This is a genomic window from Eggerthella timonensis (assembly GCF_900184265.1).
GTDB lineage: Bacteria > Actinomycetota > Coriobacteriia > Coriobacteriales > Eggerthellaceae > Eggerthella > Eggerthella timonensis.
This window is the reverse complement of record NZ_FXXA01000002.1, coordinates 1,340,901-1,363,559: the sequence shown is the minus strand read 5'-3', so window position 1 is coordinate 1,363,559 and position 22,659 is coordinate 1,340,901. Positions and strand designations below refer to the sequence as shown.

18 protein-coding genes are annotated in these 22,659 nt (G+C 65.6%); 9 read left to right on the top strand and 9 right to left on the bottom strand.

All coding sequences use genetic code 11. The annotated features are described in order from the left end of the window. Positions 1-160: 160 nt before the first annotated feature. Positions 161-1,765, top strand: a complete 1,605-nt coding sequence (locus tag C1A15_RS05640; protein WP_101721642.1) for a helix-turn-helix transcriptional regulator — start codon at positions 161-163, stop codon at positions 1,763-1,765. 114 nt (positions 1,766-1,879) lie between these two features. After that, positions 1,880-2,587 carry a hypothetical protein gene (locus tag C1A15_RS05635; RefSeq protein WP_101721641.1) on the top strand — a complete coding sequence of 236 codons (708 nt, stop codon included), beginning with the start codon at positions 1,880-1,882 and terminating at the stop codon, positions 2,585-2,587. A gap of 58 nt (positions 2,588-2,645) precedes the next feature. Here the strand turns inward: C1A15_RS05635 and C1A15_RS05630 are convergent, their stop codons facing one another. Further along, the gene (locus C1A15_RS05630; protein ID WP_101721640.1) at positions 2,646-4,751 is read right to left on the bottom strand and encodes an aldehyde ferredoxin oxidoreductase; all 2,106 of its coding nucleotides are present in this window, start codon (positions 4,749-4,751) and stop codon (positions 2,646-2,648) included. Positions 4,752-5,013: 262 nt separating this feature from the next. Between C1A15_RS05630 and C1A15_RS05625 the strand changes: the two genes are divergently transcribed. From C1A15_RS05625 to nrfD, 4 genes are read left to right on the top strand one after another with little or no spacing between them, the layout of a single operon-like run. Then, positions 5,014-5,712, top strand: coding sequence for a 4Fe-4S binding protein (locus tag C1A15_RS05625; protein ID WP_101721639.1), 699 nt, complete (start codon positions 5,014-5,016; stop codon positions 5,710-5,712). 17 nt (positions 5,713-5,729) lie between these two features. Beyond that, positions 5,730-7,859, top strand: a complete 2,130-nt coding sequence (locus tag C1A15_RS05620; RefSeq protein ID WP_180953006.1) for a molybdopterin-containing oxidoreductase family protein — start codon at positions 5,730-5,732, stop codon at positions 7,857-7,859. Next, positions 7,856-8,395 (top strand): 4Fe-4S dicluster domain-containing protein, encoded by a 540-nt coding sequence (locus tag C1A15_RS05615; protein WP_101721637.1) that lies wholly within the window; start codon positions 7,856-7,858, stop codon positions 8,393-8,395. The genes C1A15_RS05620 and C1A15_RS05615 overlap by 4 nt, the downstream gene beginning before the upstream one ends. Positions 8,396-8,401: 6 nt before the next feature. After that, positions 8,402-9,286, top strand: coding sequence for an NrfD/PsrC family molybdoenzyme membrane anchor subunit (gene nrfD / locus C1A15_RS05610; protein WP_101721636.1), 885 nt, complete (start codon positions 8,402-8,404; stop codon positions 9,284-9,286). 108 nt (positions 9,287-9,394) lie between these two features. Here nrfD and C1A15_RS05605 read toward each other — a convergent pair whose 3' ends face one another. Together C1A15_RS05605 and C1A15_RS05600 are read right to left on the bottom strand one after the other, a co-directional pair. After that, the gene (locus C1A15_RS05605) at positions 9,395-11,089 is read right to left on the bottom strand and encodes an FAD-binding protein (protein ID WP_180953005.1); all 1,695 of its coding nucleotides are present in this window, start codon (positions 11,087-11,089) and stop codon (positions 9,395-9,397) included. Positions 11,090-11,106: 17 nt separating this feature from the next. Continuing rightward, positions 11,107-11,730: a cytochrome c3 family protein gene (locus C1A15_RS05600; RefSeq protein ID WP_219618181.1), complete on the bottom strand. Its 624-nt coding sequence runs from the start codon at positions 11,728-11,730 to the stop codon at positions 11,107-11,109. A gap of 281 nt (positions 11,731-12,011) precedes the next feature. On the opposite strand from C1A15_RS05600, the gene C1A15_RS05595 reads away from it, so the two are divergent. Next, positions 12,012-13,430, top strand: a complete 1,419-nt coding sequence (locus tag C1A15_RS05595; RefSeq protein ID WP_101721633.1) for a helix-turn-helix transcriptional regulator — start codon at positions 12,012-12,014, stop codon at positions 13,428-13,430. A gap of 88 nt (positions 13,431-13,518) precedes the next feature. Next, a complete protein-coding gene (locus C1A15_RS05590) occupies positions 13,519-14,670 on the top strand; it encodes a serine hydrolase (RefSeq protein ID WP_101721632.1) in 1,152 nt (383 codons plus the stop codon). A 9-nt stretch (positions 14,671-14,679) separates the two neighbouring features. On the opposite strand, the gene C1A15_RS16820 is transcribed toward C1A15_RS05590, so the two are convergent. Together C1A15_RS16820 and C1A15_RS05580 are read right to left on the bottom strand one after the other, a co-directional pair. Then, positions 14,680-15,390 (bottom strand): MarR family winged helix-turn-helix transcriptional regulator, encoded by a 711-nt coding sequence (locus C1A15_RS16820; RefSeq protein ID WP_219618179.1) that lies wholly within the window; start codon positions 15,388-15,390, stop codon positions 14,680-14,682. Between the two features lie 78 nt (positions 15,391-15,468). After that, positions 15,469-16,869: an MATE family efflux transporter gene (locus C1A15_RS05580; protein ID WP_180953004.1), complete on the bottom strand. Its 1,401-nt coding sequence runs from the start codon at positions 16,867-16,869 to the stop codon at positions 15,469-15,471. 280 nt (positions 16,870-17,149) lie between these two features. On the opposite strand from C1A15_RS05580, the gene C1A15_RS05575 reads away from it, so the two are divergent. Beyond that, positions 17,150-18,202 (top strand): Fic family protein, encoded by a 1,053-nt coding sequence (locus tag C1A15_RS05575; protein ID WP_101721630.1) that lies wholly within the window; start codon positions 17,150-17,152, stop codon positions 18,200-18,202. A gap of 92 nt (positions 18,203-18,294) precedes the next feature. Here the strand turns inward: C1A15_RS05575 and aspS are convergent, their stop codons facing one another. The 4 genes from aspS to C1A15_RS17205 all read right to left on the bottom strand — a co-directional run bounded on the left by aspS (position 18,295) and on the right by C1A15_RS17205 (position 22,542). After that, complete coding sequence (gene aspS, locus C1A15_RS05570; protein ID WP_101721629.1) at positions 18,295-20,073, bottom strand: aspartate--tRNA ligase; 1,779 nt, start codon at positions 20,071-20,073, stop codon at positions 18,295-18,297. 166 nt (positions 20,074-20,239) lie between these two features. Next, the gene (locus C1A15_RS05565) at positions 20,240-20,650 is read right to left on the bottom strand and encodes a type II toxin-antitoxin system VapC family toxin (protein ID WP_101721628.1); all 411 of its coding nucleotides are present in this window, start codon (positions 20,648-20,650) and stop codon (positions 20,240-20,242) included. Position 20,651: 1 nt separating this feature from the next. Further along, positions 20,652-21,035 carry a ribbon-helix-helix domain-containing protein gene (locus C1A15_RS05560; protein ID WP_101721627.1) on the bottom strand — a complete coding sequence of 128 codons (384 nt, stop codon included), beginning with the start codon at positions 21,033-21,035 and terminating at the stop codon, positions 20,652-20,654. A 67-nt stretch (positions 21,036-21,102) separates the two neighbouring features. Further along, on the bottom strand, positions 21,103-22,542 hold the full coding sequence (locus C1A15_RS17205; protein ID WP_245864936.1) for a hypothetical protein: 1,440 nt from the start codon (positions 22,540-22,542) through the stop codon (positions 21,103-21,105). Positions 22,543-22,659 lie beyond the last annotated feature (117 nt).

The following is a 22,659-nucleotide window of genomic DNA, read 5'->3' as shown; positions in this document are numbered from 1 at the left end:
CCACCTGGGCTTCGGCCCTTTCAACGAAGCGCGTCCACCGCGCCCCTCTCCCCCGCCGAAGCAACCAAATGTCCACAGAGCCTCGGTGCGGGCGGTCTATGCTAGAATGCCAGAGACGCGAAGCAGCTGTGAGGGGAGCGCACATGAAAGCTGACATCTCGTGAAAACCTCATCGGCCGAAACCAAGGAGGCGCCCAGCCGCGCCGTCGCGCGCAGCTACCTGGCGCTCGTGCCCTGCATCCTGGGCCTGGCGTTCGCGCGCGTCTCGTTCTCGGTGCTCACGCCCTTCAACTTTTCGGGAACCCTGCAGCCCCAGGCGCACCGCCTCATCGACATCACCATCCCCACGACGCTCGTCTTCGGCGGGGACGCCCAAACCATCGTGTACGACGTGTTCCACGTGCTGCGCCTGGGGCTATTCGCCCTCTGCCTGATCTACCTGGCCTTCCGAAGCGACCACCTGCAAAAACGGATCGTGAAGCGCATCGCGTACGCGTGCACGGCGCTCAGCCTCGCCGCAAGCGCCGCGCTCCTCGTCTCGACGCTGCTCGGACACCCGAGCGAAACGCTCGCCCTCGCCGCCTCGATGGTGGGCGCCCTCGCCATCACCGGGCTGCTGTTCTTCTGGCTCCGCTGCGCACGCCATCTCAACATCCGCGCGACCATGGCCTACGTGTTCCTCGCCTACTTCCTGTCCAAAGGGCTGCTCTACGTGCTGCCCTCGCTGGGCGCGGCGGCCGAATACGCCGCGTCGTTCGCGCTGGCCGGCATGCAGCTGTACCTCATCGCGATCGTCCGGACCGGCCGGTCGTCCCTGAACAGGCTCGCGACCGATGTCGCGCAGGAACCGGTCGACCATGCCGGCGATCGCGCCGACGAGAAGAAGTCGCCGAACTGGTACGTCATCGGGAACACCGCGACCCTGCTGCTGTTCTCCGTCATCCTGAGCCTGCTGCGCCTCAACTTCGAGAACGAATCCCTCTCCTCCCTGTTCTCGCCCACGAACATGGCGCTGGGCGTCCTGTTCTCCTTCGTCTTCATGACTTGCCTGTTCGGCTCCATCTGGAAGGCGCCATTCGCGGCCACCACCGTGTGCTGGCTCATGGTGTTCGTCCTGGCCAGCACCATCATGTTCCTCAACCTGGCCACCACCGGCCTCGGCGCGCACATCGACCTGCTCACCATGGTGCTGGACGACTTCAACCGAATCCTGCGCTGGTTCATCATCATCCGTTTCATGCACCTGGGCAAACGGGACCCGTATTTCTATGCGCTCCTCATCAACATCGCCTACCTCCTGCCCCTGTGGCTCGCCTCGTTCGTCCCCGTGTTCGCCATGGAAACCGACATCGTCGCGGGCGTCTTGCTCGTGGGCGGCGTGGCTCTCTTCGCCGTGCAGAGCATCCAGTCCACCATCCAGGCGCGGCGCGATCTCGCCCTCGCCCAACGGCAGCACGACGACGAGCTGAGGCTGTTCGAGAAGCGCGTGCTGCAAAGCGTCGGGCCGGACGATCCGTCGGAAGGCGGCGCGGAGGCCTCGATGCGACGCGACGCGATCGTGATGGGCGCCCAGTTCATGCTGTCGAAGCGCGAGGTCGAGGTGCTCACGCTGTACGCGCTCGGCCACACGCAGGCCCACATATCCGAAGAGCTCAGCGTGGCCAGCACCACCGTGCGCACGCACATCCGCAACATCTACCAGAAAACCGACCTCCACTCGCGCCAGGACATCCTCAACTACATGGCCGAGTACGTGCGCAAGTAACGCGCGGAAGGGCGGGGTCGCCCGCAGAACGCGAAAAATCATCGCTTAGGGACGAGGGGGCTCGCCCCGTCATCCGTATACTCGGAGTGCAGCACAACGAGAGCGGAGGCCATCATGGACGAACGAGAACACCGGCAAGACGAACGCTGCGCCGACATCGTCGACGCAGCGACCGAACAGCGCGAGGAGCGGCGCGCGACCATCGAAGCCGAGCGCGCGGCGCTCGCACGGCTCTTCTCCTGCGTCCGGCACCGTTCGTCCGACGGCAACCTCACGCCCCAGCCCCTCTGGGCGCAGCTCGCCGAGGCTCCCGACCACCTGGACGACGATACGTTCGCTCAGCTCGTGGCCGAGCAGCTCGCCGGCCGCACGGCCGACGGCGAGGAAGGCGAAGGGGACGAAGACGGGGCGCGGGACGAGGGCCTGCCGCCCCTCGCGTGCGACGACATCGCCGAGGTGCGCGGTTCGGCCGGCTCCTCCCTGTACTCGACCGACGTCATGACCGACGCCTACGCGACGTGGGCGCACCTCGCCGAGGAAGACGACGACGTGGCGACGCTCGTCGCCTGCGCCCGCGAGGAGTCGAAGCTCTACCCGCGGCCCCTGCTGGCCCAATCGCTGGCCAACGCGCCGTTCTTCCTCGACGAGGAGCGCGTGGCGCGGGCGTTCGAGGCGGCCGTCGCCTCCGGCGCCTACCCCGACCTCGAAACGGTTCGCGCCTCCAACGACGACGTGTACTACTTCTCCACGCTCCACCTGAGCCGGGGATACGCGCGCTCCCTCGCCGAAACCTATTCGGTGAAGCGGTTCCTGAACCTGTAGCCCCCCTCCAACGCGAGGAAGGCCGGGCATCGCCCGGCCTTCCTCGCACGCAGCCGCTCTAGTCGACCAGCCCGAGCGATTGCAGCTCCGCCTTCACGTCGGGCATGTCGTAGTAATCGAGCGACGCGGCCGTGGGGCAGCCCTTCTCCTCATCCCACTTGAACTCCTGGTACACCATGCCGAGCGCCGTCTGGAAATCGTTGCGCTCCATCTTCGTCGTGCCCTCGGTGAACGGCTCCATGTCGGGGTCGGCGTCGTACACCCACGAGCACAGGATGTCGTGCTCGCGACGCAGGTCGTTCGTCCCCATGCCCCGCATCGTGTTCGCGCGCTGCAGCGTCATGATGCGCGCGGCGGCGTGGTACAGGTCCTCCGTGGTCGCGTCGATGCCGGTGACCGCCTTGTAGAACTTGGCCTCCATGTCGAGGTCCCCGCGGTACCCGCGCGACTTGACCGGGCTCGCCGCCATCGGCCATACCCAGTTGCACAGGGTCAGGCTGTCGTGCAGCACGTCGGTCACCACGTTCCACCAGCAGAACCGCGCCTTGTACTCGTTCATCGGCGTGAAGTTGTCGGGGCCGTCGACCGCGTCGGGGCTGCCCCATAGCTCCGCGCCGATCTCCTTCTGCAGCTCCAAGGGCAACCCGTTGCGCAGGAAGTTGGTGGCCGAGTGGGCCATCGGATCGCGGTTGAACAGCATGTTCGACACGGCGCCCACCTGATAGGAGTCGTCGTTGCCATGATGGACGGCCCAGCCGCGCGGGCTGATGTTGTGGCATTTCTCGTTCTCGAGCCACTCGGGATGACCCCAACGCTCGGTCCAGACGAGGGGGCCGTGCGCCAAATAGGACAGCTCGGAGTCGTTCGACGCGATGGTGCGCAGGAAGTCGACCGCAACCGACGGATCGTTGCTGTAGAACTTCGACCAATCCACCTTCGCGTAGTCCTCGGGGGACATGACCTCCTCCAGGATGCCCTCGGCATATGTCCACCCGAAGTCGTACCACAGCTGGCCGTAGCCCTCCCACAAGCCGAGGTCGTCCATCGTCGATCCCAAGACGAGGTTCCATACCAGGATGTCTTCCTTGTCCTTCAACCCCGTCTTCAAGAACGAGTCGAACCGGCGGTAGATCGACATCGCCGTGCACGTGTTGCCCACCGTCTGCATGCCCGTGACGTTGGCCGCCCCCTTGGATATCATGTCGGCGTGGCAGTGGATGGGGCACCCGTGGCAGCCGCCCATCTTCACCGTGTACGGCTCGGCCTCGATGCCGAGGTCCTTCGTCGCCTTCATGCAGCGATAGCCGATGGTGTTCAGCTCGCCGGGCTTCGGCTCGCCCGTCTCGATGGGACCGCCCTCGGCCGCACCCCAGAACAGCCCCTTCTGCGCGGTCCAGCGCGACGTCTCGTCGTAGTACTCGGCCCATTCCTGCTGCGTGGAGGGAACCACGTGGTTGTTGTTGGACCCGATCAGCTCTTTCAGCATGTAGTCGCTCAGATCCGAAACCGCTTGGGGGTCGGCAACGTTCACCTGGCCGTTGCCCTCCACCACCAGCGCCTTGCAGCGCTTCGACCCCATGACCGCGCCCGATCCCGCGCCTGCGGAGTGGTTGCGCGAGTTCATGATCGTCGAATAGGGAAGCAGGTTCTCGCCGGCCGGCCCGATGGACGCCACGCAGGCGCGCGTGCCCTCGCGGCGCGTGAGCTTCTCGGTGGTGGCCCGCGTGCCGAGCCCCCACACGTCGGACGCGTCCTTGATCTCCACCACGTCGTCGACGACGTGGATGTAGCACGGGGTGGCGCTCTGCCCCTCGATGACGATCGCGTCGTAACCGGCGAGCTTGATGCGGGCGCCGATCATGCCGCCGCAATGCGCATCGATGACCAGGTGGTCCTGGGTGATGGGCGAAAGCGTCCCGATGGTGGTGCGCCCGGCCAGGGGCACGCCCGAGGCCGTCAGCGGCCCCACCGCGAAGACGATCTTGTTTTCAGGGGAAAACGGGTCGGTGCCGGCGGGCACCTCGTCGTACATGATCTTGTTGGCAAGGCCCATCCCGCCGATGTACTGCTTGTACGGCTCGGTGGAATCGGTCGTGACCCTCCCGGTCGTCAGGTCGACGCGGAGGAACTTCCCCGCCCAGCCGTACGATACCGTCTCTGTCATAGCAAGTCTCCTTTTCATTCTGGCTGATGCGCAGCTTCGGCGAACAGGAGGCTCGTTGATCCACAACGCGCCCATCATGCCAGAACCGCTTGCGGCGGCCTCCTCTTTTTCAGATGATTTTCGACGAATCCGCCCCCTCTCACTGCAAAGGGAGGAGGCCGGCATCCGGGCGAGATCCATACTGTGCCCATGCGCAGCGGCGAATGGGTATGTGAAACGAGGGGGTTCGGAGCATCGCGCCGAAACAAAGGAGACGAGAAGTATGGTTGAACACGATTCATGCAACGATGCCTCAACCGAGCACGAGCAGCCATCGCCCGCGAAGGGGAAGCCGGCCGTCACGCGCCGGACGGTCCTGGGCATGGCAGGGTGCGGCGTTGCGGGCTTGATACTGGGCGGAGCGCTCTCACGATGGGGCGTCGCCGAAAGCGCCATCGCATCGGGACGCATCGAGGTCAGCACCACGCCGACGAAGATGATCGTCACGGATCGCGGGCGCTGTTCGGGATGCCAGCGCTGCGAGATGATGTGCACGCTGAAGAACGACGGCCACGTATCCCAGCACACCGCCCGCGTGCGGGTGTGGGAGAACTACAACTTCGGCCCATCCCCCGATTCGCCCGACGGGCAATTCGGCGATTGCCAGTACACCATCCAAAGCTGCAAGCAGTGCGCCGAGCCGCGCTGCGCCGCGTACTGCCCCGTCCACGCCATCTACACCGACGAGGAGACGGGCGCGCGGGCCATCGACGCCGAACGCTGCATCGGATGCGGCGGCTGCCATTCGGCCTGCCCCTGGAACATGCCCGTCGTGGACCCGCTGACCGGCGTGTCCACGAAGTGCATCTCGTGCGGAAGATGCGCCGACCAATGCCCGAACGGGGCCATCACCTTCATCGACTGGAAAGACATCGCCGACGAAGTGCTTGCCAAGGGCCTCGTCTCGACGGTCGACGCGTAGCGCGGAAAGGGGTCATCATGCACACCAATCTGCCTACGAGGCGAAGCTTCGTCGGCGGCGCAGGCGCGCTCGCCGCAGCTTCGCTTCTGACGGGATGCTCAAGCGCGTCCCACGAACGCCTTTACGGATGGACGAGCCCGACGAGCGCCGACGCCGCCGCCGTGCCCACCGTCTGCGGCCTTTGCCCGGAACAATGCGGCCTCACTGCCTTGGTGAAAGACGGGGCGCTCACCGGCCTGCGCGGCGACGGAGGCCATCCTTTCAGCCGGGGCAGGCTCTGCGCCGCCGGTTACGCATACGGGGATGCGACGTACGCAAGCGATCGCATCGCCGAGCCGATGAAGCGGACCGCGAGCGGCTCGTGGGAGCCGATCGACTGGGACGAGGCGATCGGCGACATCGCCGCGGCGCTCGACGCCGCGGCAGGCACCGCAGGGGCCGAGAGCATCGCGCTGCTGCACGACGGACGAGCGATCGCCGCCGCGTACGGGAAGCGGCTCATGCACGCGCTCGGCTCGCCCAACGTGTTCGCCGCCGATCGCACGGGGCGGGAGGCGTGCGCGAACGTCTTGAAGCGGACGATCGGCGCGAGCCGGTACGTTCCCGACGCCGCGCATACCGCCATGATCCTGTTCGTCGGCCAAGACCCTCTGGGCGGAACGCGGCCCTCGCTCGTCGCGACCCAGACCGCCGCGAAGGAAAACGGCGGGCGGCTGTGCCGCGTCAGCCCCTATCGTTCGGCATCCGACACGCTGCTCGACGAATGGACGCCCCTCGCAGCGGGAACCGAGCTGGCGTTCGTCCTCGCGCTCTGCCAGGTCGTTGTCGACGAGGGACGCTACGATACCAGCTACCTCGATGCGTCCGACGAGGGGTTCGCGGCGTGGAAGGCCGAGCTCAACGAGTACCGCCCCGCCTGGGCGGAATCGCTCACCGGCATACCCGCAAGCGACATCTCGCGCATCGCGCTCCAGCTGGCCGAGGCCGCCCCGGCCGTCTCGGTGGTGGCGGACGGCGTTTCCGGACGCTATGCGAACGCGAGCGCGACGATTCGCGCGACCGCGCTGCTCAACACCCTCTTGGGAAGCTGGAACCGGGAAGGAGGGGCCCTCGTGGCACCCGAGGCGATCTTCGCCGACCCCGGCTTCAACGCCCTACCCGACCTTCCCGTCCCGTCCGCCGCGCGCCTCGGCGATGCCGACTACCCCCTAGTTTCCGAGGCGGGCGCGTCCACGATGCTCGTCCGAGGCATCGAAGACGGTACCGTCAAGAGCCTGTTCCTCTTCGGCGACGGGTGCCTCGACGATCCCTCGGTGCGAGCGGCGGGCGACGGGCGCTTCTCGCAGCTCGATACGTGCGTTTTCGTGGGCTCCGTCAAGCCGGCGAACGACGCGGGCATCGGGTACCTTCTGCCCGAGCCGACCCCGCTCGAAAGCCGCGGCTTTCCCTCCCTCGCGTCCGGGTCCGTCGCGATCGCCTCGCTGCGCGCGCAGGCCGTCGACCCCGTTTGCCCGGATGCCCGAACGATCGATGCGATCGTGAGCGACCTCGCTTCCGCCTGCGGCATCGGGGAGCGTTTCGCGTGCTCCTGCGACGAAGTCGTCGCGGCGCGCCTCGCCAGCGTCGGACTCGAACCGGAAGATTTCGCGCACGTCGCGTTCGTGCCGTTGCCCACGCAAGCGAGCGTCTTGCAGGCGGGGTCGATCGCGTTCGCCAGCGACGAGTTCGAGCGCGCGGGCCTCGGTCAAACGGCCCGGTGGATCGAGCCCGCCGTCTCCCCCTCGTCGGACCAGCGGGAGTTCAGGCTTCTGACCGATTGCCAGTCTGCGACGTTCGTCGAAGAGCTCGCTCAGACCGAGAGGCTCCAGTCGATCTCGCGGGAATGCGGGCTGGATCGCCTCTGGATGAACGTTTCCGCAGCCCGAGATCTGGGGATCGAGGACGGCGACGCGGTCACGATCTCCACCGCCGCGGCCGAAGCCTCGGAAACCTGCATCGTGCACACCACCCCGTGCATGCACCCGAAAGCCGTCATGCTGCCCTCGCTCACGAGCGCTTTCGCGACCTCGCTTGCCGCCGAGCCGGGATTCGGGACGACCGCGCGCGACGAAACGCTGGTATTCATATCGAAAGGAGGTGCCCGATGACCCGCCTCGGAATGCTCATCGACACGAACCGCTGCATCAGCTGCTACGCCTGCCGCACCGCGTGCCAAAGCCTGAACAACCTGGGGCAGCGGGAGGCCTTCGTCACGTACGAGCAGCGTGAGGCAGGCTCGTACCCGCACGCCCGCGTCGAAACGGTTCCCCTCCAATGCATGCACTGCGACGATGCGCCCTGCGTGCGCGTGTGCCCCACCGGCGCCTCGCACATCAACGAGAACGGCATCGTCAGCGTCGATCACGGCCGCTGCATCGGCTGCAAGTACTGCATGGCGGCGTGCCCCTACCAGGTGCGCGTCCAAAACGAGGAGACGGGCGTCGTCGACAAATGCCGGTTCTGCACGGCCAGCGCCCTCGACGGCGCGACGATCAGCTCGTGCGTCGAAGTATGCCCCACCAAAGCGCGGATATTCGGCGATCTCGACGATCCCGAAAGCGAATTGTCCAAAGCCATCGTTGCATCGAACGCCGTTCCCCTGGCGGGCGATCTGACGAAGGCCAAAGTTTTCTATGCGAGGTGAACGACGATGTCTTATGAACCTGTATGGGGCGGCATCATCGCGTGGTACTTGTTCCTGGCCGGACTGGGCGGCGGAGCGTTCGTCGCGTCGGCGTACCTGCGATGGAAGCACCCCGAAGCCGTCAACATGCGACGAGCCGGGCACCTGATCGCCCCGGCCGTGGTCATCGCGGGCCTGCTGCTGCTCATGCTCGACGCCGAGGCCGGCCTGCACAATCCGCTGCGATTCGCCCTCCTGCTGTCCAATTTCGGATCGGTCATGAGCTGGGGCGTGGTCTTCCTGGCCGGATTCACGCTCGTCGCCTTGGCGGTGGCGGTGCTCGACATCCTGAAGAAGGCGGTGCCGAAGGCGCTTGAGATCGCGGGCGTCGCGCTCGGCCTGTGCGTTGCCGTGTACACCGGCGCGCTGCTCGGCGTCGCGAACACCTTCCCGCTCTGGAACAACGCGCTGCTGCCCATCCTCTTCCTCGTGTCGGCGCTATCCACGGGCATGGCCGCGGTCATGCTGTACGGGGCTCTCGCGCGCCCCGACGAGTTCGCCCGCGTGGAGTCCCTGAAGCGAACCCACTTCGCGCTGCCGCTCATCGAGCTGCTGCTGGTGGCTTCGCTGCTGTTCATCACCGACTTCAACTCCAGCGCGGGATCGGCCTCGGTCTCCAGCCTGCTCGTCGGAGACTACGCGCTCCCCTTCTGGATCGCCTTCCTGGCCGTCGGCCTGGTGGCGCCCGCCGCCATCGAAGCCTGGTCGATGCTCGGGGCGTCCGACGCGTTCGAGCGCAGCACGCAAGGCCGCGTCGCGGCAGCCGGGTCGGAAATCGGCGTGCTGGTGGGAGGCTGGGTGCTGCGCTACCTCCTCATCGTCGCCGCGCTCCCCCTCGTGCTCGTCAGCTAAAGCACGCGAGGCGGCCCCGCCGTATCGGCGGGGCCGCCTCATCAGGGGAGCCGGATCGCATGCGAGGGAGGGAGGGATTCGCATGCGGCATCGGCTTCCGGGTATGCTTTACGCGGCGCTCCAAGCGTCGAGGGCGTTCGCCTCTTGACCGGCCACCATGCCGCTCGCGAAGCACTCGTTCACGTTGCCGCCGCCCCAGTAGTAGTGGTAGAACACCGAGCCGAACTCGCCCGCCGAGTACAGGCGGCCGATGGGCTCGTCGTTCCAGTCGAGCGCCTGCCACTTGTCGTTGCGCGCCGGGCCGCCGTTCGTGTTGAGATACGAGATGCAGCACTGCACCGCGTAATACGGCGGGTTGTTCAGCGGGTTGACCGGCGTGACGTCGCCCTTGCTCGAGACGGCGGGAGCACGGCCGAACGCGCTGTCGGTGCCCCCGTCGGCAACGTCGGCGTTGAACTTCTCCACCGTCGCCGTGAACGTGGCCAGATCAGCGTCGTCGTAGTCCATGAGCTTGCCCAGCTCCTCGATGCTGTCGGCTTTCAACACCACGCCGTCCTCGACTTCCTTCACGTTGTCGTCGGACCACTGGTATACGTTGTGGACGGCGGCCCATCCCTCGTTGCGCTCGGCGTTCGACCACGCGAACAGGGTTCCCTTCGTGCGGCGCGTCTCGTCGAACACCATCCACCAGGGATAGTTGGGCGTTTCGGCCGTGTCCTTGTTCTCCTCGAAGCACGGGTACGGGTAGCGCTTGTCGTGCGCCGGCCACTTCCCGTCCTCGGCCATGAAGCGCTCGCCGTGCTGGCTGACGTAGATCATCGACGTGGTGTCGCCGCCGTTGTAGCACGCGATGGCCTGGTTGTACTTCTCCGACAGCTCGAGGCACGCGGGCGAACCGTACTCGACGGCGGCCATATGGCGCAGCTTCGCCCCGATGCCCGCCACCATGCGGATGCCGTCGCCCGTGTTGTAGGGGCTGCCGATGGGGTACTGCTTGTAATGCGTCAGCACGAAGTCCTCGATCATCTGGGGGTTGCCTTCGTAGCCGCCGCACGCCATGATGACGGCCTTCTTCGCCTTGCAGTACTTCGCCTGGCCGCCCTCGTCGTACTGCACGCCCAGCACTTCGCGCGCATCGGCGTCGTACACCAGCTCGGTCACCGGCGATTCGTAGCGAATGGAAATCGAATCGGCGTAGCGGTCCTTGATGACGTCGGCGCACAGCTGGTGCAGGTACGCGCCGCCGCCCGTCTGGCCCTTGCCTTCGATGGTCAGGTTGACGGCGTTTGCGTCGGGGTACTCCTTGCCCCACAGCTTGCGCACGGCGTCGGCTCCCGACTTCACCACCACTTCGCTTTCCACGATGTTGTCGCTGAACCACTGCGGCATGTCGGTGGACGCCTTCGCCACCGCCTCGCATTCGGCGTCGGTCACGCCGCCGTCGGTGATGGCCTTCCAGGCCTCGGCCGCGCCGTCGCCCGAGCAGATGTTGAGGAACCCGCAGCACACCGCGCTGTTGCCGCCCGCATGCTCCTCGGGCGCCTTCTCGAAGATGACCACCTGCGACCCTGCCGCCGCGGCGCTGATGGCGGCCGCCTGGCCGGCGAATCCGTACCCCATCACCACGACGTCCGTCTCCGCGTCCCACGCCTCGGGCTCGACGGCCCGCTTGCCCGCCGCGGCGGAAGCGCTTCCCGTCTCCGAGCACCCGGCCATGCCCATGACCGAGGCGCCCGCCGCCGCGACGGCGGCTCCCTTGAGAAAATCGCGGCGTCCCAGCGTATGCTCGTTGTTCTTCCCCATGGTAGTTCCCCTTCCTTCTATTCGTGGCATGTTCGACATTCGAACACGTCCTCGTGATGACAGCTCAGGCAGAGCTCTTTCTGATCGGTCTCGGCCTCGTGCACGCTATGGCAGCTCGTGCAGGTGATGGCGGCGTGGTCGCCTGTTCGGTCCATCGCGTGCGGGTTGACCGTCGTGCCGTCGGCATCGGTGAGAACCGTCACGTCCACGCTCTTCGCAGCCAGCTCGTCCCAGCTTCCATGGCAGGCGAGGCATGCTTCCTCGCTTACCGCGTGCTCCTTGCTCAGCTTCGTCGGCATGGATGCGTCGGCCGAGGCGTTCGCATGCGCGCCCGCAAGGCTCTCCACCGTCCCATGGCAGCTTTCGCACGAATCCGCCTCGTGCTTGCTCGCCAGGCAGGCCGTGTCGGACTCCGTCTGCGCTTCGTGCGCATGGCACGACGAGCACGCCATGTCCGCCGACCACGCCACCGTGATCGCCGCGTCTGCGCCTTCGCCGGACGAAGCGTCCGCCTGCTGCTGTTTCGGCGCGCATGCGCTCAACAGCCCCGCGATGGCGAAGGCCGTCGCCGCCACGGCCACCGCCGTCGCCATCGCGGCGCGTCGGCTCCGAGCTTGCACGGTTCCGCGATTCATCCCCATTGGTCCCTCCTCTCGTTACGCGTTGCATTCCTTGCTCCGACCGCCTCCTGCGGCCTACGACGACTATGCCCGCGATGCCGCATGCGTTCTAGCTACGAACCGTGTCCTCTTTTCCCCGCCGATGGGCACGAAGGGGAGCAGGCTGGTTTTTCCCTAGGCACGAAAGGTGTTGTTTTGCCCGAACGGGCCGAACGGGCGGAAGAACGCTCCTATAATCGGGGGGAGGGATTCGCGGATCGCGCAGAGGGGCGCATCCGACGCGTTGCGTAAGGGGAACGATCATGGCTGAACCGTCGATGCTCGAACGGTCGCAGAGCCGATCCCGGATGTCGCTGCTCGCGGCGGCGTTTCCGTGCTTCGGGTTGTGGACCATGCATACGTGGATACTGTGGCTCAACTCGAACAAGCCGTACCCGTCGGGGAGCGGCGACTCATGGTTCTCCCTGTACCTGGCCCAGTCCGTGTTCCTCATCGTGATGGCCATCGCGTTTCGTCGAGCCGAGAAGCCGAACCGCACGCGCATGCAAGCCTCGGACGTCGTGCTCACCGCCATCGGCTGCGCCACCACGGCCCTCTACGCCGTCGGGTCGAGCGCAGTGGCGTTCCCTCCGCTCCTGAGCGGAGCCGTCGTGGCCCTCGGCGGCGTTTGCCTGGGATGGGGCTACCTGCGGTGGGGCGTGTTCTACAGCGGTCTGGCCCTGCGCAACGCGCTCGGCTGCATTTTCGCCGCCTGCATCCTGGGAGCGGTTGCGAAGTCGATCATCACGGCGCTGCCCGCCGAAGCCGGCACCGCGGCCGCATGCTGCTTGCCGCTGCTGTCGACGATGTTTCTAACCCGCTCGTTCAAGCGGCAGCAGCCTCTTCCCACCACCGACATCCGCTACACCGCGGAAACGTTCGGGTCGCTTTGGAAGGTGTTCGCCTGCGTGGCCGCCTATGCGTTCGTCTACACCTTCATCGGCGGGCTGCCCAGCATGTACGACAACCCGCTGCCCAACGCATCGCTGCTGGGCCACGTCATCGAAGTGGCCGTGTCGCTGCTCATCCTCTGGTGGGTCATCGTCAAACGTCGCTCGGTCAGCTTCGCGCAGCTGTGGCGGGGCATCATGCTGCTCATCGGGGCGATGCTCGTGCTCAGCGTGTTCGAGCCCACGGCCGGCCTGCAAGCCATGTGCTCCACGAGCATATCCTACCTGGTGGTGGTGTTCCTCTGGCTGCTGCTCTCAGACATCGCCCACCACAGCAACCTGCACCCCTACGTCGTGTTCGGCCTGGGCTGGCTCGCGTACACGCTGCCGAACTACCTGGGGAGGCTGCTGGGCTCGAGCGGCCTCGTCGCGCCGGCCATGACCCCCACGCTCGCCCTCGTGCTGCTGTTCGCCATCATGATCGCGCTCAGCCTGCTGCTGGACTATCGCGACCCCACCATGCAGCGCATCTTCTCCGACCTCGACGAGTCGAGCCCGGCGCCGCACGACTTCGCCCTCATCGACGAGCGCTGCGCGGCCATCGGAAAGCAGCACGACCTCACCGTCCGGGAGATCGAGGTCATGCAGCTGCTGTGCAAGGGGCGCAGCAAAGCCTACATCGCTGAAACGTTGTTCATCGCCGAGAACACGGTGCGCGGCCACGCGCGGCGCCTGTACGCCAAGCTCGACGTGCACAGCAAGAAGGAGCTGCAGGAACTCATCGACGTCTGACGCCGACGCGCGCTCGCCTTTCGGCTTTCGCGCGGTTTCCGGGTTCTGGTAGAATCAACCGTACGTTCAACCAGGAATCGGAGGGACCGTGGCACAGCATGCCGCACATGCGCGTCCGACGCACCGCCGCGCCATCATCGCAGGCGCGGCCGTCGTCGCCGTCGTCGTGATCGGCGCGGGCGCAGCGGCGGCGTGGTCGAGCGCGCCCGCGCCGGCCTCCTGCGGCGGGCTCGCACCCGCATTCGCAACCGCCCTGCAGGCCGGCATCGACGACGTGCGAAGCGCCTGCGCCGTCGAGCGCCCGCGAACGTCCCCTTCTCCGTCGCTTCCGCAGGCCGATGCCCCGTCCACGACGCGTGCGTCCTACGCCCCCGCGCTCGCCGACCTCGCGGCGCTTCCCGGGCAGATGGACCCGTTCGCCTTCTGCCTCGACCCCGACACCGCCGATGCCGCCCCGTCCCTCTCGGAGACGTCCGTCGCCCGCCTTCAGGAAGCGCGCGACGCGTTCGCCGACCATGGCTGGGACGCCGGGTACCTGCTGGTCGACCTCGAGACGGGATGCGGCCTCGCGGGCAACCTCGACGTGACTGCCTACGGTGCCAGCACGTTCAAGGCCCCGTACGCGCTCTACCTCTGCGAAACCCAGCTCGACACGGAGCTGGCCGCCCTCGACACGCCGTGCTTCGAGGCCCCGGCGACGGCCTTCATGGACCCGACCGACACGTACCTGTACGACGGCCTGGCCTCCTATCCGCTGGGCACGCTCATCGCCGACAGCATCACCCGATCCGACAACGACTCCTACCGCATCCTGCGCGCGTCCTACGATGCGGCCGGGCTTCCCGCATGGATCGCCGATCGAGGGCTGCCAGCCAGCCTGAACGACGACTGGTTCCCCACATACAGCACGCGCACGTCGGGCATGCTCTGGCTCCTCATGGCGCAGTATCTCGACGGCGACGCTGCGTCGGCGACGTGGCTGTCCGGGCTGCTCGGACAAACGGAAACATCGTTTCTGCGCAACGCCCTTCCCCCGGAAGCGACCGTGCGCGGAAAAGCCGGGTGGTACGCGGACGACGACCCGGCTTTCTGCGGCGTATGCGATGCGGGCATCGTGAGCGCGGGCGGGCGCGACTACCTCGTGTGCGCCATGAGCACCGCGCCGTTTTCAGCGGACGGCCAGGAACTGCTCGAGAACCTGCTGGCCGCCGCCTTCGACGCCCGTGACGATCTTGGGTGATGCGCCGGCCTAGCGCTCGTCGGAGCGCCGCCCGCGACCCCAATCGGGACCGCGATCGCCTCGGCGCTGAGGCCCGCGCCGCCCGCCGTCGATCATCGAGCGGAACACTTCCATAGCCTCGTCATGATCGAGACCGCCCCTGTCGCGCCCGTCGGAGCCGCCGAAACCGGGCCATCCGCCGCGACCGCGCCCGTCGGGGCCGCCCGCGCCCAAGCCGTCGAAGAAACGCTCCCGCTCGCGGCGCCGGCTCTCGAACTCGTTGCCGTCGTCGGTGTCTCCCAGCGTGGACTCGAGTTCGGCGACCATGCGACTCAGGTAGTCCTGCAGGTTCGCCTTCTCCTCGTCGGTGAGGCAGTCGAAGAACGCGAACTCCACCGTGGGCCTCTCGCCCAGCTTCTCCGCCTCCGCGCGGCCCTCGTCGGTGATGCGCACGATCACCTTGCGCCGATCCTCCTCGGAAGGTTCGCGCACCACGAGGCCCTTCTTCTCCAGCTTCGAGAGCAGCTCTCCCAGCGACTGCTGGCGCATGTCCATGAGGACGGTGAGGTCCTTCTGGCTGATCTCGGGCTTGAGCTTCAGCAGCGTGAGCACCTTACCCTGGCCGCGGCTGACGTCGCGAATGGCGGCATCTTGGCGGCCGGCGTTCATCAGGTAGCGGGACGTGAGCCATTGCAGCCGGCTCAGCAGTCCCCACAGTCGCATGTCTTCGGAATCGCCCATCGAAGAACCGTCTCCCTCTTCAAATCCGTCGAAACCAAACAGGTTGTTTTCATTCCATGCATTCATTATAAAGGTTCCTTATCTCACTTCGAGCGCCGGCGCGATCAGAACCGCCTCGGTCGTCTCGATTTCCTTGTCGGCACGACCTGCGCCGCGCACCTTCTTCACGAGGTAGGGCACGAAGGCCAACGCCACGATGAGCGCCAGCGCCTCGCTCGCCACCCCGGCCAGCATCAGCCCGGTGAACGCGAACAGCGCGTTGCCCGCCACGTACAGCGCGATGGTGATCACGCCGCGCGCCACCGACACCACCGAGGCGGGAACGCCCCGGCCAAGCGCCTGCAGCATGCCCAAGATCAGCTCGGACGCGCTTGAGACGAACACGCCCGCCACGAGCGCGATCAGCGCGAACATCCCCACTTCGATCACGGCCGGATCGCTTGAGAACACGCCCACCAGCGGACGGCCGAACACGAGCAGCGCGGCGCCGGCAGCGGCCAGCAGCACGGCCAGGATGAGCGCCACCGTCTTCACGAGCTCCTTGATGCGCGTCCGGTTGCCAGCGGCGTACGCGTACCCGATGAGCGGCACGACACCCACCGTGGCCGCAACCGTGAACAGCCCCGCGAACATCGAGACGCGGAACGCGATGCCGATGCCCGCCACCGTCGCAGCCGAGTATCCGGCGGCCAGCACGTCGAGCACCCACGCCGATACGGTCATGAGCAGCGTCATGGCGAACGCGGAGAACCCGACGCTCAGGATCTCCTTGAGCACGGGAGCGGTGAACAGGGCGTCTTTGGGCGAGATGCTCTGGGTGCCGCCGCGCTTGACGTACACCACGAGGTACATTGCGCCGACCAGCCATGAGGCCACTGTGGCGAGCGCAGCGCCCGCCACGCCCCACCCGAAGGCGAATATGAACAGCGGGTCGAGCACCAAGTTCGCCACCGCCGAGATGATGGTGCCGATCATCGACGCCTTCGCAGCGCCCTCGGCGCGCACGTCCTGATCGAGCACGAAGCTCAGCACCGCCAACGGCGCGCCAGCGGCCAGGATGCCCAGGTACGTCATCGTCGGCGCGAGCGTGTCGCCCGTCGCGCCCAGCAGGTTCGCCAGCGGCTCGAGGAACGCGAGGCTCAGCACTGCGGCGATCACGCCGAAGACGAGGGCGAGCGCGTGGTTCGTCGCTGATACGCGCTTGGCCTCCCCTGCTTTACCCGCGCCCAGCAAACGCGCGATAAACGTGCTGCCGCCCGTGCCCAGCAAATCGCCCACCGCCATGAGGCCCGTGGTGAACGGCAGCGCGAGCGCAATCGCGGCGAGGGCCGCCGTGTCGCCCAGCTGGCCGACGAAGAACGCGTCGACAAGCGAGGCCAGCGTCATCACGCCCATCGCGGCCAGCAACGGCACGCACATGTGCGCGATGGCACTCACAGGCGCCGCTTCGCGCAAGTAGTAATCGTTATCATGTTTCATGCAAAGCTCCTGTCGAGAGATCTTTGACCTGAGAACCCTGCGCCGAATTATCAGGCCGATGCAGTTTCTAAGGTACCTGTTGATTGGCATCATACAAGTACCTTCATATCAATGCAAGACCTATTTCACAGGTGCCTTTATTTTTTCACGGACGCCGCTTCGCGTCGATGGAGCGCGACAGAGCGCAGATTGTTTTCTACCTCATATTCGATTTTTCTGCATCATTTTTGTATATAATGATGCAGAAAAAGACACTCTGAGGCAGAAAGGGCATCGGCATATGAGGATTTTCGATTACTGGCACCTCCCCGACGAATTGCTGGCACCGGACATCAACAACGCTGTTTCTGCCATTCATGAATACAAAGGGAAGCAAGCGCTCTATCTCGAAGCGAAAGCCGATGTGCTCGAGACGCTGTGCGAAACAGCGAAAATCCAAAGCACGCGGGCCTCGAACAGAATCGAGGGCATATTCACCACCGATAAGCGACTCAACGAGATCATGGCACAAAAAGCGGATCCGCAGAACCGCAACGAAGCCGAGATCGCCGGATACCGCGACGTGTTAGCCACCATCCACGAAAGCTATGACTACATAGCCCTTGAGCCGCGCGTCATCCTTCAACTGCATCGCGACCTGTACCGACATACCGGTGCGTCGTTCGGCGGGACATGGAAGGACTCCGACAACGCCATAATCGAGTTCGATGCAAACGGCGAGAAACGCGTGCGCTTCCAGCCCATGCCGGCCGTCACCGCCCCCGCAGCACTCGATGAGCTGTGTGGCGCATTCGACGAAGCTCTCAAGGCAAACGTATACGACCCCTTGCTCCTCATAGCGATGTTCACGTTCGATTTCGTATGCATCCATCCGTTCAACGACGGAAATGGCCGCATGAGCCGTTTGCTCACCCTGCTTATCCTGTATCGCGCTGGATATGTAGTGGGAAAATACATCAGCATCGAAACGGAGATCGAAAAAAGCAAGAGTACTTATTATGAGTCCTTGCAGGCGTGTTCAACCGGATGGATAGATGGCGAAAACGCGTACGCTCCGTTCGTGCGCTATCTGCTGGGCGTCGTGCTTGCGGCCTACCGTGATTTTGAAAACCGCGTCGACGGCCTCGTGACCGGCAGGCTGAGCAAACCCGAGCGCATCGAAGCGGTATTCGAGCGAAAAGTCGGCAAGGTGACCAAAGCCGATATCCTAGCCGAATGCCCCGACATCTCGACAACCACCGTGGAGCGAACGCTGGCCGACCTGCAAAAACAGGGCTATATCGAAAAAGTCGGCAAGGGCCGCAGTACCGGATACGTAAAAACCCCGCTCTAGCGCGCTCTCCAAAACCAAAGGAGCCCTCCGATCACAGAGGGCTCCTACCAATCCGATTGGCGCGCGTGGACGAAAACGCCCAGATCGCTCCCCTACAGCGTGCGCAGGTTGACTTCCTTGAGCTGGCGGCCCGTCACGGCGCTCGGGGCGCCCGTCATCGGGTCGCTCGCGCTGCTCGTCTTCGGGAAGGCGATGACGTCGCGGATGGACGCCTTGCCGCCCAGCAGCATGACCAGGCGGTCGAGGCCCAGCGCGATGCCGCCGTGCGGCGGCGCACCCAGCTCGAGCGCGTGGATGAGGTGGCCGAACTTCTCCTCGATCTCCTCATCGCTCAGGCCGCACGTGCGCAGCACGGCGCGCTGCTCGTCGGCGTTGTGGATACGGATGGTACCGCCGCCCACTTCGAAGCCGTCCATCACGAGGTCGTAGCTGTAGCTGCCGCACGCCAGCGGGTCGCTCTCGATCTTGTTCACGTCCTCGTCCAGCACGTGGGTGAACGGATGGTGCTCGGCGGCGTACTTCTTCTCGTCCTCGTCGTACTTGAACATGGGGAAGTTCACCACCCACAGCAGCTGATGGCCCTCGCGCGGCACGTTCAGCGCCTCGGCCATGTGCAGACGCAGCGCGCTCAGCACGGCGCTCGCCACCTCGTAGGTGTCGGCGGCGAACAGCAGCAGGTCGCCCGGCTCCACGTCCATGGCCTCCTTGAGCGCGGCGAACTCCTCATCGCTGAAGAACTTGATGATGGGGCTCTTCTCCTTGCCGTCGGTCGTGAACGCGATCCAGGCCATGCCCTTCGCGCCGTTCTCGGCCGCGATGTCGGCCAGCTTCTCCACGTCGCCGCGGCTCCAGTCGCCCGCGCCCTTCGCGTTGATGGCCTTCACTACGCCGCCGGACTGCGCCACGCTCGAGAACACCTTGAAGCCCGTGTCCTTCACGATGTCGGTGATGTCCTTCAGCTCCATGCCGAAACGCGTGTCGGGACGGTCGTTGCCGAAGCGGTCCATGGACTCGCGGTACTGCATGCGCTGCAGCGGGAACGCGTGATCGACGCCCACGGCCTGCAGCGTCTCGGCCATGACGTCCTCCATGAGGTTCATCACGTCCTCACCCTGCACGAAGCCCATCTCGATGTCCACCTGCGTGAACTCGGGCTGACGGTCGGCGCGCAGGTCCTCGTCGCGGAAGCACCGGGCGATCTGGTAGTAGCGCTCGATGCCGCCCACCATGAGCATCTGCTTGAACTGCTGCGGGCTCTGCGGCAGCGCGTAGAAGCGGCCCGGGTTCGGACGGCTCGGCACGATGTAGTCGCGCGCGCCCTCGGGCGTGGAGTTCGCCAGGATGGGCGTCTCCACCTCGAGGAAGCCGCGCTCGTTCAGCGCGCCGCGCATGGCCTGGGCCACCTTGTGGCGCAGGTGCAAGGCCTCGAACATCTCGGGACGACGGATATCGAGGTAGCGCCACTTCATGCGTGTGGTCTCGTCCGTCTCGATGCCGTCTTCGATGGAGAACGGCGGGGTGACGCTCGTGTTCAGGACCTCGACGGAATTCGCCAGCACCTCGATCTCGCCCGTGGCCATGTTCGGGTTGACGGCTTCCGCACCGCGATCGCGCACCGTGCCCGCGATCTTCAGCACATACTCGCGACCCAGGTGCTCGGCCTTCGCGAAGTCGTCGGCGCTCACGCAGTCGGGGTCGACGACCACCTGCGTGTAGCCTGCGCGATCGCGCAGGTCGATGAAGATGAGGCCGCCGTGGTCGCGGTTGTGCCACGCCCAGCCCGTCAGCACGACCTCGCGGCCGACGTCGCCCTTGCGCAGCTCGCCGCACGTGGCGGTGTGCATGCAGTATTCGTTCATGAAGTCCGTCATAACGTTGGTTCCTTGCTCCTCAGCACTGCTATCTGCATCTGCCGTCCGTCCAGGACGCGGCAGACGTTACTCAAACCTAGTCATTGTACTGCATCGCGTGTGCAAAGTGCGTGCGATGCACGCATCCGAGCAGCTACCTTCATGCAAAATGCGCGCGAACGCCCCGCTAGAACGCCGTATCCGTCAGCACGCAGTTCACCCCGTTGTCCAGGCATAGCTGCTGCAGCGTGCGATCAAGCGTGAACAACGTAGCCGCATTGCGTCGCGCGAGCACGAGATACAGCATGTCGTATGACGAATGCTTCAAACGTATCGACTCCGCTACAACCTCTTCCCACAGGTTTCTATCGTCTTGGAATTCATCGATCAGCTCAAGCGCTTGATGGCCCAATTCGAGTGCGGCGTCGCGGGCGATATAGCCCCCTCTTGCATATTTGCTCACTACGTTTGCGAGCTCGTACGCAAAGAATTGCGGGGCGATCGATTTCTCATTGTTATCCATGAGGATCATGAGGGCGTTGCCGTTCTCCGTCCCCCGAGCAATCTCGACGGCCGCATTGCAATCAAGGACGATCATATTAGACCTCTTCGTCGTAGGGCAGACCAAGACTATCGCTTATTTGACGATCACGTTCACGGCGGCCTTCATGCACCATCTCAACCGCACTCGGCATATCATCTGGATAGTTCGCTTTGTTTTTTGCGATCTCCGCGAACAGCTTCTTGCGCTTTTCAATGCGGGCGGCTCGCTCTTCCTCGGTGTCGTAATCGAGGTAGCGCGGGCGACGTTCCAGGCGGTGCAGCTCCCGACCGTCCCAATAGTGCTGCGCGTCGGCCGCCTCGAGCATCTGCTCGACTGCCACGATGGTCTGCTGCGCCACGCTGCGATGCTGACTCGCGGCGTACGCTTTCAGCTGCTCGTACAAATCGTCGGGGAAATCTCGTACCTGCAAAGCGGGCATAGCGACTCCTTTCATGTCATGCGTTTTACATGCAGTATACATGAAACAGCGCCGAAACGCTACCGCCCTAACCCGAAGCCACGCTCACTCCTCGTCGATCAGCTGCAGCAGCTCCTCGCGCGACGAGACCTCGAGCTTGCGGTAGATGCTCTTCACGTGCGTGCGCACGGTGCTCTCGGAAATGACCAGCGTGCTCGCCACGAACACGATGCCGTGGCCGCGCCCCAGATACGCTAGCACCTCCGTCTCCCGCGGCGACAGGCCGCGCTCGCCCGCGATTCACGGCATCGCCGCCGTCGCGCCCCTCGCGCCGCCACGCCATCAGCAGCGGCGCGGCCACGAGCGCCGCGAAGTAGATCGTGCTCACCACCAGCAGGATGGGCCCGCCCTGCTGATCCTCGAACGGAGGCAGCGCCCCGCACACGATGCCGCCGAGCGACGCCAGCGCGAAGCCCGACACGGTCAGCCCGTAGATGAGCGTCGGCGGAAACTCGCGTGCATGGGCCATCGCGCACAGGCTGGCCAGCGCCAGGATGCCCACCACGCCGTAGAACACGTACGAGAACGTCGCCGCGAGCCACTGGAACACCGTGCCCACCGGGAAGCTGTTCAGCACCACGAGCACGAGCGCGAACAGCGGCAGCAGCACCTGGTAGATCAGCGACAGCAGCGGCCGCTCCGTCTTCACCAGGCACAGCGGCAGCACCACGAGCGCCGCCACGATGCCGCCGAGCGCCTCGACGTAGAACAGGTCGAACACGAGGAACTTGCGCACGCCCATGACGAACGCGAACACGAGCAGCCCCGCGAACGGCATCGCCAGCACCGACGCCATGCCGCGCACGCCGCGCAACAGCCCTTCGCGGCCGCCGATCGCCCCCGCGGCCTCGGTGGCGAAGCGCTCGAGCTCGCGATCTTCGCCGCCCGCCCCGCCGGCCACGCGCGCGAGCGACCCGCGCGCCGCCTTCCAGCACGGCAGCACGCACCCCAGCACCAGCAGCAGGCCGTACGCCACGAGCCCCACGCGGATCTCCACCGCCGACAGCAGCAGCTCCACCAGCGATGCCACGCCGATCATCAGCGAGAACGACAGCAGCGCCTGGCGCAGGTCGAGCACGGACAAGTACGTCCCCCACGCCACGCACAGCGGCACCACGCCCAGCGAGACCGCGATGCCGGCCGCCATGGCAAGCCCCTCGGAGCCGAACCCCTCGACGCCGAGCGTGAGCGCGAACAGGCCGAACCCCGCGAGGTAGCACACCGTGCTCGCCAACACGGCGGGAAACCGCACGAACGTCGCAACGCCTCGACGCGTCGAGACGAGGGCCACGCCCAGCCCTATCGCCACCGCGCTCACCATCATCGTGTTCACGAACGGCGGCATGAACGCTTCCGACCCGCTCAGCAGATCGTGGAACATCACGAGGTTCGGAGAATAGAGCGGCAGCGTGGCGAAAAACGCGACGAACAGCAGCGATTCCAGCTTGAAGTCCTGCGAAAAACGCACTCGAGCCCTCCCTTCGCTCTGTCGTGCGATGCCTTCGTTCGCTCAAGTATAGCGCAAGCACCCTCCTCAGCCGCCCCCAACAGCGAACCTCCTACCTGCGGGTTTACATATATACCC